At 63.5% G+C, this 13,706-nt stretch carries 17 protein-coding genes and 1 tRNA gene; 9 read left to right on the top strand and 9 right to left on the bottom strand.

Annotation, left to right across the window (positions count from 1 at the left end):
- Nucleotides 1–37 precede the first annotated feature (37 nt).
- The 6 genes from VE26_RS14765 to VE26_RS14740 form a co-directional block, all read right to left on the bottom strand.
- Nucleotides 38–685: a phosphoribosylanthranilate isomerase gene (locus VE26_RS14765; protein WP_046105915.1), complete on the bottom strand. Its 648-nt coding sequence runs from the start codon at nt 683–685 to the stop codon at nt 38–40.
- 56 nt (nt 686–741) lie between these two features.
- Nucleotides 742–1,107: a lipopolysaccharide assembly protein LapA domain-containing protein gene (locus tag VE26_RS14760; protein ID WP_046105914.1), complete on the bottom strand. Its 366-nt coding sequence runs from the start codon at nt 1,105–1,107 to the stop codon at nt 742–744.
- A gap of 54 nt (nt 1,108–1,161) precedes the next feature.
- Nucleotides 1,162–1,443: an integration host factor subunit beta gene (locus tag VE26_RS14755; RefSeq protein ID WP_035099264.1), complete on the bottom strand. Its 282-nt coding sequence runs from the start codon at nt 1,441–1,443 to the stop codon at nt 1,162–1,164.
- A gap of 98 nt (nt 1,444–1,541) precedes the next feature.
- Nucleotides 1,542–2,072 (bottom strand): GNAT family N-acetyltransferase, encoded by a 531-nt coding sequence (locus VE26_RS14750; protein ID WP_084620542.1) that lies wholly within the window; start codon nt 2,070–2,072, stop codon nt 1,542–1,544.
- 71 nt (nt 2,073–2,143) lie between these two features.
- Entirely contained in the window at nt 2,144–3,853 is a 1,710-nt protein-coding gene (gene rpsA, locus VE26_RS14745) for a 30S ribosomal protein S1 (protein WP_046105913.1), read from the bottom strand.
- Nucleotides 3,854–4,038: 185 nt separating this feature from the next.
- Nucleotides 4,039–4,683: a (d)CMP kinase gene (locus VE26_RS14740; RefSeq protein WP_046105912.1), complete on the bottom strand. Its 645-nt coding sequence runs from the start codon at nt 4,681–4,683 to the stop codon at nt 4,039–4,041.
- Nucleotides 4,684–4,859: 176 nt separating this feature from the next.
- On the opposite strand from VE26_RS14740, the gene VE26_RS14735 reads away from it, so the two are divergent.
- The 3 genes from VE26_RS14735 (at nt 4,860) to VE26_RS14725 (ending at nt 6,766) form a co-directional block, all read left to right on the top strand.
- Nucleotides 4,860–5,255, top strand: coding sequence for a TIGR02300 family protein (locus VE26_RS14735; protein ID WP_046106408.1), 396 nt, complete (start codon nt 4,860–4,862; stop codon nt 5,253–5,255).
- A 174-nt stretch (nt 5,256–5,429) separates the two neighbouring features.
- Nucleotides 5,430–5,505 (top strand) — tRNA-Ala (locus VE26_RS14730).
- 118 nt (nt 5,506–5,623) lie between these two features.
- Nucleotides 5,624–6,766, top strand: coding sequence for a winged helix-turn-helix domain-containing protein (locus tag VE26_RS14725; RefSeq protein ID WP_200897254.1), 1,143 nt, complete (start codon nt 5,624–5,626; stop codon nt 6,764–6,766).
- Between the two features lie 57 nt (nt 6,767–6,823).
- Here the strand turns inward: VE26_RS14725 and VE26_RS14720 are convergent, their stop codons facing one another.
- Together VE26_RS14720 and VE26_RS14715 are read right to left on the bottom strand one after the other, a co-directional pair.
- Nucleotides 6,824–7,108, bottom strand: a complete 285-nt coding sequence (locus VE26_RS14720; RefSeq protein WP_046105911.1) for a DUF1150 family protein — start codon at nt 7,106–7,108, stop codon at nt 6,824–6,826.
- A 27-nt stretch (nt 7,109–7,135) separates the two neighbouring features.
- Nucleotides 7,136–7,555 carry an Hsp20 family protein gene (locus VE26_RS14715; protein WP_046106406.1) on the bottom strand — a complete coding sequence of 140 codons (420 nt, stop codon included), beginning with the start codon at nt 7,553–7,555 and terminating at the stop codon, nt 7,136–7,138.
- A gap of 104 nt (nt 7,556–7,659) precedes the next feature.
- Here VE26_RS14715 and VE26_RS17245 point away from each other — a divergent pair, with 104 nt between their 5' ends.
- The gene (locus VE26_RS17245; protein ID WP_052715940.1) at nt 7,660–8,505 is read left to right on the top strand and encodes a glycosyltransferase family 2 protein; all 846 of its coding nucleotides are present in this window, start codon (nt 7,660–7,662) and stop codon (nt 8,503–8,505) included.
- Here VE26_RS17245 and VE26_RS14705 read toward each other — a convergent pair whose 3' ends face one another.
- Nucleotides 8,506–9,048 carry a TetR/AcrR family transcriptional regulator gene (locus VE26_RS14705; protein ID WP_046106404.1) on the bottom strand — a complete coding sequence of 181 codons (543 nt, stop codon included), beginning with the start codon at nt 9,046–9,048 and terminating at the stop codon, nt 8,506–8,508.
- 90 nt (nt 9,049–9,138) lie between these two features.
- Here VE26_RS14705 and VE26_RS14700 point away from each other — a divergent pair, with 90 nt between their 5' ends.
- The 5 genes from VE26_RS14700 to VE26_RS18855 all read left to right on the top strand — a co-directional run bounded on the left by VE26_RS14700 (nt 9,139) and on the right by VE26_RS18855 (nt 13,701).
- Nucleotides 9,139–10,650: an MFS transporter gene (locus VE26_RS14700; protein ID WP_046106403.1), complete on the top strand. Its 1,512-nt coding sequence runs from the start codon at nt 9,139–9,141 to the stop codon at nt 10,648–10,650.
- Nucleotides 10,651–10,792: 142 nt separating this feature from the next.
- Complete coding sequence (gene rpmI / locus VE26_RS14695) at nt 10,793–10,993, top strand: 50S ribosomal protein L35 (RefSeq protein ID WP_046105910.1); 201 nt, start codon at nt 10,793–10,795, stop codon at nt 10,991–10,993.
- A 19-nt stretch (nt 10,994–11,012) separates the two neighbouring features.
- Entirely contained in the window at nt 11,013–11,414 is a 402-nt protein-coding gene (gene rplT, locus VE26_RS14690; RefSeq protein WP_046105909.1) for a 50S ribosomal protein L20, read from the top strand.
- Nucleotides 11,415–11,524: 110 nt separating this feature from the next.
- Entirely contained in the window at nt 11,525–12,655 is a 1,131-nt protein-coding gene (pheS, locus tag VE26_RS14685) for a phenylalanine--tRNA ligase subunit alpha (protein ID WP_425283874.1), read from the top strand.
- A gap of 5 nt (nt 12,656–12,660) precedes the next feature.
- Complete coding sequence (locus tag VE26_RS18855; RefSeq protein ID WP_084620539.1) at nt 12,661–13,701, top strand: ASCH domain-containing protein; 1,041 nt, start codon at nt 12,661–12,663, stop codon at nt 13,699–13,701.
- Nucleotides 13,702–13,706: the final 5 nt, after the last annotated feature.

Below are 13,706 nucleotides of genomic sequence, written 5' to 3'. Positions count from 1 at the left end.
CTCTCGGCGTCGCCGAGACGATCCCGGCACCTGCCCCTTATACGGCGGACCTGGCGTTGCGGATGAACGCTTCGATCAGCCTTTTGTCCTTGACCCCCGGCGCGGTCTCCACCCCAGAGGAGACATCCACGCCGAACGGCTTCACCGTCCGGATGGCCTGGGCCACGTTGTCCGGCGTCAAGCCACCCGAAAGCATGAAGGGCAGCGACGGGTCAAGGGCTTCGAGCAGCGACCAATCGAAGCTCTCCCCCAGCCCACCGGGGCGGTCGGCCCCCTTTGGCGGCTTGGCATCGAGCAGGATGCGGTCGGCCACTTCGGCAAAAGCGGCGACATGAGCGACATCCTCGGCCGATCCGATGGGCATGGCCTTCATGATCTCGACGCCCGCCTCGGCGCGGATCGCCTCGACGCGGTGCGGGCTTTCAGGCCCGTGCAGCTGGATCCAGTCCGGACCCAGCGCGGCCACCTCGGCCACGCAGGAATTGTCCGGATTGACCAGGACCACGCAGGACTGGACCTGTCCGCGCGCCGCCGAGATCAGCCCGGCCAGGTCCTCGATGGAGACATGGCGCGGCGAGCGCTGGAAATGCATGAAACCGACCATGTCGGCCCCGGCCGCTATGGCGACATCGAGAAGGTCGTAGGATTTGATGCCACAGATCTTGATGATCACCGGATCGGTCATCGTGGGTCAGTGCTCGGGCGATGGAGAGGATTGGGAAAGGCCATTGGTGGCATATCCTATGAGCGCATGTCGAGCAGGTCGTCCACGTCGCTCATGGGGGATGGGGTGACGTCGCCGGACTTGCGGCGCTGGATTTCGAGTTCCTGGCTGAGGTGCTGGGCCTCGCGCCGCCAGTGGCGCTCGCGGCGGCGATGATGGCCCTGCGCGAACCAGGAGGCGATGCCGCCCAGGAGCACGCCGAGCAGCAGCACGACATAGAGGACGACAAAGAGCGGAATGCCATAGCCGCCGGCACCGGCATCGGCCACGCTGGCGAAGGGATTGAGGTTCACGCTGACCAGATGGCGATTGGCCAGGGCAAAGGCGATCAAAAGTCCGCAAAAAGGGACCAATATCAGCCAGCCGACGATCCTGTTGACCATTAAGTTTCCTGACAGAGCCCTTGCCCTGCGTGCCATGTCCGGCAAGAGAGCGGGTTACGAGCGGTTGAGCCGCTCGCGGATTTCCTTGCCCGCCTTGAACTGGGGAACATATTTTTCACCGACATCGACCTGCTCGCCGGTGCGTGGATTGCGGCCGACGCGGGCCGGGCGATTCTTGACCGAGAAGGCGCCGAAACCACGCAGCTCCACGCGGTCGCCGCGCGCCATGGCGTCGCCGATCTCGTCGAGAATGGCGTTGACGATGTTCTCGATGTCGCGCTGAAACAGATGCGGGTTTTCCGCGGCGAGCTTTTCGACAAGTTCAGACTTGATCATCAAAGGCTCCGGTCCTGACCCTGCCCCCTTTTCGGAAAGGCAGCGCCAACCTGCCAAAGCCGGGGCAAAAGGTCAAGCGCCACAAGGCGTTCGCGTATTCACGTCTGTAGTCCGGGCTCTGCCGCGAGCTGCTTGACCATATACCGCGCCTCTGGCTCATAGGCGGCCAGTTTTCCGGCCAGCGCGTCGCGATGCGCCTCGACAAATCCCTGACCGGCCCAGAATGGCTGGGACTGGTTGACCGCCACAAGGCTCATGCTGGCAAAGCCCATGGCGCCGGCATGCTTGGTCAGGGCCGCCACGATGCGCCCGGCAGCGCCAACGCCCCGGGTCAGGCGCAGCAGCGCCAGGTCGTGGATGTAATAGGTATCGGGATTGGCGGGCAGCGCGCCCAGCTTCTGGTTGAGCGGGGGCAGGTCGCCCAGGCTATAGGGATGGCTCAGGACATAGCCGGCCGGGCGCTCGCCGACTTCGAGCAGGTAACAGCCATTGCGATAGAGGTCGAACTTTTCGGCCAGCACCTCTTCGGCCTCGAAGAAGCCGGGATGGACCTGGTTGGCGATGGCGAAGACGGCGCCCAGGTCGTAACCGGTCATGGCCCGCCAGGTGACATCCTTGAGCATGTTCATATCGGCATTTCCATATGAAACGACCCGCGCCTTGTGGCGCGGGTCGAAGATTTGCGAACAGCCGGAACGGCTTACTTGTCGTCGCGGCCCTTGAGGGCTGCGCCCAGGATGTCGCCGAGCGAGGCACCCGAATCGGACGAACCGAAATTGGCCACGGCTTCGCGTTCCTCGGCGATTTCCAGCGCCTTGATCGAGAGCTGGATGCGGCCGGTCTTGCGGTCGTACTGGGTGACGCGGGCATCGACCTTGTCGCCCTTGGCGAAGCGCTCGGGGCGCTGGTCGTTGCGGTCGCGGCTGAGATCGGCGCGACGGATGAAGGCCGTCACTTCGCTGTCGGCGATGCGGACTTCGATGCCGCCATCGTTGACGTCCACGACTTCGGTGGTCACCACGGCGTTCTTGCGCAGACCGCCCTGCTCGTTGCTGGCAGAGCTGTCGGCCAGGTCATCGGCAGCAAGCTGCTTGATGCCCAGGCTGATGCGTTCCTTCTCGACATCGACGTCGAGGACCTTGGCCTTGACCATGTCGCCGCGATTGTAGTCCTCGAGCGCGACTTCGCCCGACTTCTGCCAATCGAGATCGGACAGGTGCACCATGCCGTCCACATCGCCTTCGAGGCCGATGAACAGGCCGAATTCGGTCTTGTTCTTGACTTCGCCTTCGATGGTGGAGCCAACCGGGTTCTTCTCGGCAAAGGCTTCCCACGGGTTCTGCAGGGTCTGCTTGAGGCCCAGCGAGATGCGGCGCTTGTCCGGATCGACTTCGAGCACGACCACTTCGACTTCCTGGGAAGTCGAGACGATCTTGCCCGGATGGACGTTCTTCTTGGTCCAGCTCATTTCCGAAACGTGGATCAGGCCTTCGATGCCCGGCTCCAGTTCGACGAAAGCGCCGTAATCGGTGATGTTGGTCACGCGGCCGGTGAACTTGGCCTCGATCGGGTACTTGGCGCCGATGCCTTCCCACGGATCAGCCTGGAGCTGCTTCATGCCGAGGCTGATGCGGTGGCTCTCATGGTTGATGCGGACGATCTGGACCTTGATGGTCTCGCCGATCGTGAGCACTTCGGACGGGTGATTGACGCGACGCCATGCAATGTCGGTGACGTGCAGCAGGCCGTCGATGCCGCCGAGGTCGACGAACGCACCGTAATCGGTGATGTTCTTGACCACGCCGTCGACCACCTGGCCCTCTTCGAGCTGCTGGACGATTTCCGAACGCTGTTCGGCGCGCGACTCTTCGAGAATGGCGCGACGCGACACGACGATATTGCCGCGACGCTTGTCCATCTTGAGGATCTGGAAGGGCTGCGGCACGTTCATGAGCGGCGCGATGTCGCGGATCGGACGGATGTCGACCTGCGAACGCGGCAGGAAGGCCACGGCACCTTCGAGGTCGACGGTGAAACCGCCCTTGACCTGGTTGAAGATGGTGCCTTCAACGCGCTCATTGGCGTTGTACTTCTCTTCGAGCTTGACCCAGCTCTCTTCGCGGCGGGCCTTTTCGCGGCTGAGGACGGCTTCGCCCATGGCGTTCTCGACGCGGTCCACATAGACCTCGACTTCCGAACCCACGGTGATGGTGCCGTCGCGGCCGGCCTGGCCGAATTCCTTCAGCGGCACGCGGCCTTCAGTCTTGAGACCGACGTCGATGATCGCCAGGTCCTTTTCGATCGCCACGACCTTGCCCTTGACGACGGTGCCTTCGGCGGCATCGTTGTCGACAAAGCTGTCGAGCAGCATCGATTCAAAATCGTCTTTCGTCACAGTTTGCTGTGCCAAACTTTTTCTCCATTGCGCCGGTCGTTGAGGGTTGCAGATCCTGCCTCGTCACGGGTCCGCTTCGACACAAAGGCCAAAGCCGGCGCACGGAGCACCGCTCTTCGAACGACAGGATGATCTTTTGGTCCGGGCCAGCGAATGGTCCGATCGTCACGAAGCCGGGTCCCAAGGATGAAATTAGGGGATCAGCGATCCCCTGCCTTGAGCGCCATGGTCCGATCGACGATCTCGATGGCAGCGCGGAGTGCGGCTTCTATATCCAGAAGCGTGGTATCGAGCAAGTGCGCGTCGGCCGCTTTGTAGAATCCGCCATTGGGATTGAGCATGTCGCGGGCATCGCGCGCCTCGATCTGGTGATAGAGCGCGTAGCGGTCCACCACGAGGCCACGCTTTTCGAGCTGCCGCGCCCGGCGCTCCATGCGCGCCTTGCTGTCGGCCTGGATGAAGAGCTTCACATCGGCATCCGGGCAGATCTTGGTGCCGATGTCGCGGCCATCGAGAACCGCGCCGCCCGGCTGAAGCGCAAAGCTGCGCTGGAAATCGAACAGCGCCGCCCGGACCGGCCCGATCACCGCCACCTTGGACGCCAGGACGCCCGCCTCCGCAGAGGTCAGGGCGTCGCGGTCGGCGAGCTGGGCGGGGTCGAGACCCTGTGCCGCCGCGATGGCGGCGGGCTCGAAATCGGGACCGTCCTCACGGTCCGCGACCGCGAGGCCAACCGCCCGGTAAAGCAGGCCCGTATCGAGGTGCGGCAGGCGATAATGGCGGGCCAGTCCCTCGGCCAGAGTGCCCTTGCCCGAGGCTGCGGGTCCATCGACGGCAATGATCATGGCGGCTTCCCGAGTGCTGTCCCTCTTCGCTCTAAGGCGATAAAGCCAGCGGGCGCGCCGGGCAAGGGGCGCATTTTGCGTTTGACACGTGCCGGCTTTGCCCATAACCGGACTGACCGAAATGGGCGCCTGCGGCTATGGCGCGCCCGCGCACCTTCCATTCCACGAGGCATGAAATGGCCAGTTCCGAACGCGGTACCAAGCGCACCGATCCCGATACGGGCAAGAAGTTCTACGACCTCAACATGGACCCGATCGTCTCGCCCTATACGGGCAAGTCCTTCCCGCGGTCCTTCTTCGAGCAGCAGACCGGCAAGGCGAGCCCCGCCACCGCCCGCAAGATCGATGACGAGGACGAGCAGGAAGAAGAAGACGAAGTCGAGACCGCAGGTCCCGAAATCGTCAGCCTCGAGGAAGCCGACGCCGAAGAGACCGGCGACGACATTCCCGATGTCGAGGATGTCGAGGTCGAGGACGACCTGGGCGACGATGAGGAAGACGTGTTCCTCGAAGAGGACGAAGACGAGGACGATGGCCTCGGCTTTGAAGTCGGCGACGACGAAGACCGCTGATTTCGTTATGCTTTTTCCACCGGGGATGATTTATCCCCGGTGGAATAAAAAAGTGTCATTTAGGCACTTGCACCCGGGCGGATCATCCAATAGGTTCCGCCTCGCTTCGGACGGGAACCAACCCTGACGAACCCAAAACACCCGCAGGGATCGTCTTTCCGACCCTTGCTTGATGGGGCCATAGCTCAGCTGGGAGAGCGCTTGCATGGCATGCAAGAGGTCAGCGGTTCGATCCCGCTTGGCTCCACCAAATCTTCCTCGACATCGTTGCGCGTCTGGATCGTCGCTCGGCCCTCAAGCCGGCTGCTGACCCTGTTTGACACGGCGGGCTGATCTGACATCGTTGCGTCAGCTGTCAGGAATCGCCCGTGTCGAAAACGCCGCTCACCCTTACAAAGGCCCAGGCCCGCGCCCTCTGGATGCGGGCGCAAAGGCTCGACGACACCGCGCCGTTCGGCTCCGGGCCGGAGGCCGCGCACGCGGCGATAGCGCATCTGGGCTATGTGCAGATCGACACGATCAACGTGATCGAGCGGTGCCATCACCACATCCTTTATGCGCGCATCCCCGCCTATCGCCGCGACGACCTCGATCAGCTGCAGGCGCGCGACAAGTCGGTCTTTGAATACTGGACGCATGCGCTGAGCTACGTGCCCAGCGCCGACCTGCGCTATTTCGTGCCGGCCATGAAGGCCTGGCGCGCCAATCCGTCCGCCTGGTTCGGCACCGTGAGCAAGGCGGAAGTCGCCGCCATGACGCGCCGGCTTGAAGCCCAGGGCCCGCTTTCCATCCGCGACATCGACGATGACGAGCTGGTGGACAAGACCCATCCCTGGGCCAGCCGCAAGCCGTCAAAGCGGGTGCTGCAATTGATGTTCTACCAGGGCCTCGTGGCCATTGCGGCGCGCGACGGCATGCTCAAGACCTACGATCTGGCCGATCGCCATTTCGGCTGGGAGACCCGCCCGCGACCCGCCACCGCGCGGCAGATCAGTGCCTATCTGCTCGACCGGGCGCTGCGCAGCCAGGGTCTGGTGAGCCTTGATTCGATCTGCCACCTCAACGCCAAGGCCAAGCCGGGCGTGCGGGAGGTGATCGAGGCCCGCGTCCGGCGCGGGCAGCTGGTGCCGGTGCGGATTGCCGGCGAGGACAAGCTGGCCTTCTGGGGCGATCCGGAAACGCTCGCCGCGCAGCCAGAAATCGCCGATCGCGTGCATATCCTCTCGCCCTTCGATCCGCTCATCATCCTGCGCAAAAGGCTCAAGCTGCTGTTCGGATACGATCACGTCTTTGAGGCATATATCCCACAGGCCAAGAGACAATTCGGCTATTTCGCCCTGCCGGTTCTCGTCGGCGACCGGGTCGTGGCGGCCATCGATCTCAAGACCGATCGCGTTGCCAATCGCCTGCTCACCCAGCAATGGACCTGGATCGAGGATGTCGGGTCCCAGACCCGCGCGGCGATCGACGCCGCACTCGACCGCTTTTCCGCCTTTCAGCTGGGGCGCTGACACGACAATGCCCGCCTTTTGGGAGGCGGGCATTGGGCAGACGATCGCAAGCGGTTGTCAGTGCAGGGTGGCGAGCCCGATGCTCTGGTCACCCAGCCATTCGCTGACCGCATCGGCGCTGTCGGACACCATGAGCGGCGTGCCGTCGGCCGACATCACCAATTGATATTGCGTGGCCGCGTCGAACTCGGCGTCGTGGATCATGCCCGCGAGCACGAGGCCCGTGACGGGCTTCACATAGGCCACGGCGTCGCCACCCAATGCTGCGAACTGGGCGCGCGTCAGGGTCTTGAGGGGATTTGCGGCGTCGAAAGCGGCGTCGGAATTGCGTTTATCCATCATTTTGTCGGCCCTTTCCTGTTCTTTTCCTCACAATGAGCGAATATCGATTTGTCGGGCGATCTTGGCGGCCCGGGGCCGCTCGAGAGCTATAACGAGCATGCCATGCCCCAAAGTTGCATCCTTGACCTCCATGCCGTCGGCGAGGAGGAAATTGCGCTGGAACTGGCGGGCGGCGATGCCGCGATGCAGATAGTCTTTTCCGGGCTCGTCCTTCTGTTTGCCGCGCACCTGCAGCTGGTTGTCCTCCACCGTCACCTCAAGCTCGCCCCGGGCGAAACCCGCTACCGCGATGGAGATGAGAAACCGTTCGGCGCCGTCGTCGCCCAGGGTTCTCTCGATATTGTACGGAGGATAGCCATCCGCGGATCGGGCCAGCCGATCGATACGCTCCTCGAAGCTGTCGAAGCCGAGAAGAAAGGGTGCGGAAAACACCGAAATGCGCGACATCATACCGTCCTTGATCGTCAAGCAACGTTGCGTCCCCCGACCCGATAGAAGTGGCATCGGAGGCGTGAGCCAGATATGGGTCAGCAAGGCAGAAGGTTCAAGACATGGCGCAAACCGTCGCAATCATCACCCCCACCTACAAGGCTCAGGACACCCTGCCCGCCACGGTGCAGAGCGTGCTCGAGCAGACGCATGCCCAGTGGGAGCACTGGATCATTGCCGATGACGGCTTCGACTATGCCGGTTTTCTGAGCGAACGGGGCCTCGGGGATCGGCGCCAGGTCTTTCTTACCAGCGGCGGCATCGGGCGCGGCGCTTCCGTCACCCGGAACGTGGCGCTCGACCAGATCGAAGCGCCCTATGTGGCCATTCTCGATGCCGATGACCGGCTCAAGCCGCAAAAGCTCGAACAGGCGGTCACGGCCCTGGCCGAATATGGCATCGTCACCACGGCGCTCGACGTGATGACCACCGATTTCAGCCATCTCCGTTTTGTCGGCGACGGCCGCGATCGCGTGCTCACGGCCGGCGAACACAAATGGGTGAGCCTTTCGATGGATTCGATGATCCTTTGGGATCGGCGCCGGGGCGACGGGCGCTACGACCCGACCATGAGCAACATGACCGATCTCGAATTGCTGCTCCAGCTCTACCGCACCATTCCGCAAAGCTATCACCTGGGCACGCCGCTGCACGACTACATCAAGCGCGACGGCTCGATGAGCAACGGCAAGGACGTGGCGGCGGGCATGATCGCCTCCAAGCGCGAAATCCTGCGGCGGCTGGAAAGCGGCCATTACGGGCTGGGCGCGGCGGACGTCGACGGTGTCAGTGCGTTCCTGCGCATCTCGCTCGAGGCCGAGGCGGCCTATGGCGCTGCGCTCGCGGCACGCCCGGGCCTCCTGTTCGAGGATCATCTCCAGCCCATGTTGGCTGCGGCAAGAGCCTGATCAGCCCAGCAGGATATCCTGGATATCATCGTGGATGGACTTCCAGTCCTCTGCGGTGATTGGATGAAAGTCAAAGCCCCGCAGCAGCAGCGCGCCTTCGCAGGCCAGCAAGGCCAGCCTTGCCTTGCGACCGGTCAGGGTGGTCAGGTCGAGACGATCGAGAATGGTGGCATAATATTCCCGCGCGCCTTTGCGATATTCCGGTGAGCGCATGAAATTGGCGATCAGCGCGACGCTGCGTTCGGTGCTCAGCGTCTCGGCATCGCGGCTGGCCAGCACATGGGCTTTCGCCCAGTTTTCTCCGTTGTCGCCCGCCCGGGCGATAAAGTCGGCGGCAATTTTGTCCATCGAGGCGAAGACGCGATTGAACAGGGCATCGATCAGCGCGTCCTTGCTGGGAAAGGCATAGAGCACGCCCCCCTTGCTGACGCCGGCTTCGGCGGCAACAGCGTCCATCGTCAGCTGGCCCGCGCCTTCGCGCAGCACGACGCGCTCGGCGGCATCGAGCAGCGCGCTCCGGTCAATCGTCTGCCTACGGCCCATCATCACCTCTTTTCAATCCGTCTGGACGGATATATACGGCTTTCCTTCCGGTTATCGACCGGAATGCCGTTCGTGCAAAGAGGTTTCGACATGTCCGCCCCCCACAATCGCTGGCTCGTTCTGGTCGCCGTGATGCTGGCCTTCACCCCTATTGTCATCGACATGACCATCCTGCACATCGCCGTACCGTCGCTCACCATGGCGCTCAACGCCAGCGGCACCGAAATCCTCTGGATCATCGATATCTACCCGCTGATGATGGCGGGCCTGCTGGTGCCCATGGGCACCTTGGCCGACCGCATCGGCAATCGCCGCATGCTGCTCACAGGCCTTGTCATTTTCCTCGTCGCCTCGGTGATCGCGGCGTTCGCCCCCAATCCTGCGGTGCTGATCGGCGCCCGCGTCGTGCTGGCCCTGGGCGCCTCCATGGTCATTCCCAATGTCCTCGCGATCATCCGCCAGACCTTCGAGGATCCCAAGGAACGCGGCATAGCGCTCGGGTTCTGGGGCACGATCGGAGCGGCCGGATCGGCGCTGGGACCACTGGTCGGCGGCTTCCTGCTCGAGCATTTCTGGTGGGGTTCGGTGTTTCTCATCAACGTGCCGGTCATGCTGGTCGTCTGGCCGCTGGCCTTTGCGGTCCTGCCGCGCACCGCACCCAAGGGCAACGGCAATTGGAGCATCGGGCAGGCCGTGATGCTGATCGCCGGCCTCATCGCCACGGTTTATGCCGTCAAATCCGGCTTCAAGCCCGGGGCCTCGCTGACGCTCACCCTCGTCGCCCTGGCTCTCGGCCTGGGGCTCATTGGCGTGTTCGTGCGCAAGCAATTGGCATCGGCCAGCCCGATGCTCGACATGTCCCTGTTCAACCGCCCGGCCATCCGTGTCGGCGTCCTGATGGCGCTGATCGTCACCGGCGCCCTGGCGGGGGCGGAGCTCACCATCGCCCAGGAATTGCAGTTCGTCGTCGGCCGTTCCCCCCTCGAAGCGGGCCTCTTCATGATGCCGCTGGTCATCGCCTCGGCCATCGGCGGCCCGATTGCCGGCTATGCGACGGCCTTTGTCGGGCTGCGGGTCGTGGCGTCGCTCTCGCTTCTCGTGGCGTCGGGCAGCCTTGCCGGGCTTGGCCTCAGCGATTTCCACAATCCGGGCCTGGGCGTCATCGCCCTGATGGCTCTGCTCGGCCTTTCCCTCAGCATCGGGCTTACCGCATCGTCCATTGCGATCATGTCGAGCGCTCCGGTGGAAAAGGCCGGTGCTGCCGGCTCGCTCGAGGGCACGGGGTATGAGCTGGGCGCGGGGCTGGGCATCACCTTTTTCGGGGTGTTGCTGGCCGCAAGCTATAGCTCGGCTCTGCAGGTGCCTGCCGACCTGGCGGGGGCGCTGGCCGCCAGTGCTACCCATTCCATCGGCGAGACCATGCTGGCGGCGCGGGATCTCGGCGAAGCCGGAGCGCCGCTGGTCGAAGCGGCGCGCCTAGCCTTCATCCATGCCCACTCCACCGTGTTGCTGACGGCCGCGACGCTTATCGGCCTCATGGCCATCGCCGTTTTCATCGCTTTGCGGCATTATCGCGATGGCGAGGCCGTAACAGCGCATTAGCGGCATTGCGACACTTGCCTTCACCCGGCTTTCCCCCTATAGAGCCGCATCTTCCGGACCGCCCGGCCAAAAGGCATGCCGTGGCGGTTCATGAATGCGATGGGCCTCAATCCATCAAGATACTTCTACAAGGACCCGCAAAATGCCCAAGATGAAGACCAAGTCCGGTGCCAAGAAGCGCTTCAGCTTCACCGCAACCGGTAAGGTGAAGGCCGGCGTCGCCGGCAAGCGCCACCGCCTGATCAGCCACAACGCAAAGTACATCCGCACCAACCGCGGCACCAAGATCCTGTCCAAGGGCGACGAGGGTCTGGTGAAGTGGTACATGCCGTACAACCGCTAAGCTGGAAGGACACGAATAAATGGCACGCGTAAAGAGGGGCGTAACCGCCCACGCTCGTCACAAGAAGGTCTTGAAGGCCGCCGAGGGCTATTATGGCCGTCGTAAGTCCACGATCCGTATCGCCAAGCAGGCCGTCGAAAAGGCCGGCCAGTACGCGTATCGCGATCGTCGCGTCAAGAAGCGCAATTTCCGCGCCCTGTGGATCCAGCGCATCAACGCCGCGGTGCGCGATCACGGCCTGACCTATGGTCGATTTATCGACGGCCTCAGCAAGGCTGAGATTGCTGTCGACCGCAAGGTGCTGTCCGATCTCGCGATCACCCAGCCCGAAGCGTTCGCTGCCCTGGTCGGCAAGGCCAAGGCCGCTCTGGCGTACCTGGAAAGCGTGGAGACCACCACCCACGCCCGCGTCACCGCCTAAGACACCCCAGCCTGCTGAGGTCGAAATTGCGCCTTGCGCCGCCCGGGAGGGCTGGCGCGGGGCGTTTTTGTTTGCTCTAACCGCGCCAGCCTGTCCGAATTGAGAAGATGATGTCCCTAGACGCCCAAATCTCCGCCCTGCGCAGCGACCTGACTGCCGCTATCGCCGCCGCCGAAAACGAAGCTGGGCTCGATGCGGTCCGCGTCGCCGCTCTGGGCAAGAAGGGCAGTGTTTCGGCCCTGTTGGCGACCCTTGGTTCAATGCCACCCGAAGAGCGCAAGGCGGCCGGCCCTGCCATCAATGGGCTCAAGACCGAGATTGCGGGCCTGATCGAAGCGCGGGGCGCCGATCTGAAAGCGGCAGCGCTCGATGCGCGCCTCGCCGCCGAAACGCTCGACGTCACCCTGCCCTTGCGTCCCGCGCCCACGGCCCGCGGCCGCATCCATCCGATTTCCCAGACCATCGACGAAATCACCGCCATCTTCTCGGATATGGGATTTTCCATCGCCGAAGGGCCCGATATCGAGACCGATTACTACAATTTCACCGCGCTGAACTTCCCCGAAGGCCATCCGGCGCGTGAAATGCACGACACCTTCTTCATGAAGCCCGGCCCCGACGGGATAAAGAAGGTGCTGCGCACCCATACCTCGCCGGTGCAGGTGCGCGTCATGCAAAAGACCAATGAAAAGCCGGCTGCGTCCTACCTGACGCCGCCGCAGGACCCGCCGATCCGCGTGGTCATGCCGGGCCGCACCTATCGCAATGACAGCGACCAGACCCATACCCCGATGTTCCATCAGGTCGAAGGGCTGGTCATCGACAAGTCGAGCCATATCGGCCAGCTGCGCTGGGTGCTGGAGGAATTCCTCAAGGCCTTTTTCGAAGTGCCCAGCGTCACCCTGCGTTTCCGCCCGAGCTTTTTCCCGTTCACCGAGCCCTCCATGGAAGTGGACGTGCAATGCGACCGCTCCGGCGCCGAGGTGAAGATCGGCGAGGGCAATGACTGGCTGGAAATCCTGGGCTGCGGCATGGTCCACCCCAATGTCATCCGCAGTGCCGGGCTCGATCCGGACGTCTATCAGGGCTTTGCCTGGGGCATCGGTATCGACCGCATCGCCATGCTCAAATACGGCATGCCCGACCTGCGCGATTTCTTCGATGCCGACCAGCGCTGGATCGAGCATTACGGTTTCCGCCCGCTGGACCTGCCGACGCTGTTTGGCGGGCTTTCGAGCTAGGTCCCATGGTCGACGCCATAAAAAGCGACACGCCGATCCGCTTCAGCTTCGGGGACTCTCCAGAGCTGGCCGATAGCCTGCTCGCGCTGGTGCTGGCCGGCAAGAAGACGGCCACATGTGGGGCGCTGCGCGATTTTGGCGGTGATGCCGAGCCCCTGCCGCAGGTGGGACGGCGCGATATCGTGCTCAATGGGTTGGGCGAAGAGGCCTGCGTGATCGAGACGCTGTCGGTGGAGACACGCCGCTTCGACGATATCGACCCCAGCTTCACCGACCGCGAGGGTGAAGGGCCCTATGCCGCGTGGCGCGCCGGGCACGAGGCCTATTTCGCCCGCAATGGCGGCTTTTCGCCGGACATGGAGATCGTCTGCGAAACCTTTCGGCTGGTGAGCGTGCTGCCGGCGGGGCGGGAGCTCTATAACCGCGTGGCGACGCCGATCTTCATCGTCACCGACATCGAATCGGACGGGCCGACGCCCCTGCACAATTCCATGCTGAGCTTTGCCTCGGTCGCCATTGCCGGCGATGGCACGCGGCATGGGGAGTTCGAGGCCGTGCTGACCCCGCGGCCCGACCGCACCACGAACGACACCACCATGGACTGGTGGGCGACCCAGCCCGAGGCCTGGAAGGCGGCCACCGAAGGCGCTGAAGAACCCACAATCGTCATGCCACGCTTTGCCGATTGGGTGGAGAGCCTGCCCGGCCCCAAGGTCTTCGTCGCAGCCCCGATGATCTTCGACGGGCTCTGGATGGATCATTACCTCGATGAATATGCCGGCACGCGGGCCCTGTCGGGCCCCTTCAAGGGCCGGCAGATCTTCCGCGGCGGCGGCATCTGTCTCTACACCATGGCCGGAACGCTGCGCGGCGCGCCCTATCTCGACTGGGGCATGAGCAAGCTGCCGGCCGAGTTCTATGGCCACATCGCCCACACGCATAAGGCCATCGACGATGCGCGCGGCTTTGCCAATGTGCTCGTCGAACTTTTGAAACTCTCCTCTGCGCTGCCGCCGATCACCGGCAGCAAAAGCGACTTCCGCTAAGGACC

The sequence above is a fragment of the Devosia chinhatensis genome (genome assembly GCF_000969445.1).
Taxonomy (GTDB): domain Bacteria; phylum Pseudomonadota; class Alphaproteobacteria; order Rhizobiales; family Devosiaceae; genus Devosia; species Devosia chinhatensis.
Note: the sequence above shows the minus strand (reverse complement) of the source record. Positions and strands in the feature narration are given on the sequence as shown.

Excerpts from the sequence above, each read along its gene's own strand:
- VE26_RS14755 (WP_035099264.1), bottom strand. The coding sequence starts at position 1,443 with ATGATCAAGTCTGAACTTGTCGAAAAGCTCGCCGCGGAAAACCCGCAT.
- rplT (WP_046105909.1), top strand. The coding sequence starts at position 11,013 with ATGGCACGCGTAAAGAGGGGCGTAACCGCCCACGCTCGTCACAAGAAG.
- VE26_RS14750 (WP_084620542.1), bottom strand. The coding sequence starts at position 2,072 with ATGAACATGCTCAAGGATGTCACCTGGCGGGCCATGACCGGTTACGAC.
- VE26_RS17245 (WP_052715940.1), top strand. The coding sequence starts at position 7,660 with ATGGCGCAAACCGTCGCAATCATCACCCCCACCTACAAGGCTCAGGAC.
- VE26_RS14765 (WP_046105915.1), bottom strand. The coding sequence starts at position 685 with ATGACCGATCCGGTGATCATCAAGATCTGTGGCATCAAATCCTACGAC.
- VE26_RS14715 (WP_046106406.1), bottom strand. The coding sequence starts at position 7,555 with ATGTCGCGCATTTCGGTGTTTTCCGCACCCTTTCTTCTCGGCTTCGAC.
- VE26_RS14740 (WP_046105912.1), bottom strand. The coding sequence starts at position 4,683 with ATGATCATTGCCGTCGATGGACCCGCAGCCTCGGGCAAGGGCACTCTG.
- rpmI (WP_046105910.1), top strand. The coding sequence starts at position 10,793 with ATGCCCAAGATGAAGACCAAGTCCGGTGCCAAGAAGCGCTTCAGCTTC.
- VE26_RS14735 (WP_046106408.1), top strand. The coding sequence starts at position 4,860 with ATGGCCAGTTCCGAACGCGGTACCAAGCGCACCGATCCCGATACGGGC.
- VE26_RS18855 (WP_084620539.1), top strand. The coding sequence starts at position 12,661 with ATGGTCGACGCCATAAAAAGCGACACGCCGATCCGCTTCAGCTTCGGG.
- VE26_RS14700 (WP_046106403.1), top strand. The coding sequence starts at position 9,139 with ATGTCCGCCCCCCACAATCGCTGGCTCGTTCTGGTCGCCGTGATGCTG.
- VE26_RS14705 (WP_046106404.1), bottom strand. The coding sequence starts at position 9,048 with ATGGGCCGTAGGCAGACGATTGACCGGAGCGCGCTGCTCGATGCCGCC.
- pheS (WP_425283874.1), top strand. The coding sequence starts at position 11,525 with ATGTCCCTAGACGCCCAAATCTCCGCCCTGCGCAGCGACCTGACTGCC.
- VE26_RS14720 (WP_046105911.1), bottom strand. The coding sequence starts at position 7,108 with ATGATGGATAAACGCAATTCCGACGCCGCTTTCGACGCCGCAAATCCC.
- VE26_RS14760 (WP_046105914.1), bottom strand. The coding sequence starts at position 1,107 with ATGGTCAACAGGATCGTCGGCTGGCTGATATTGGTCCCTTTTTGCGGA.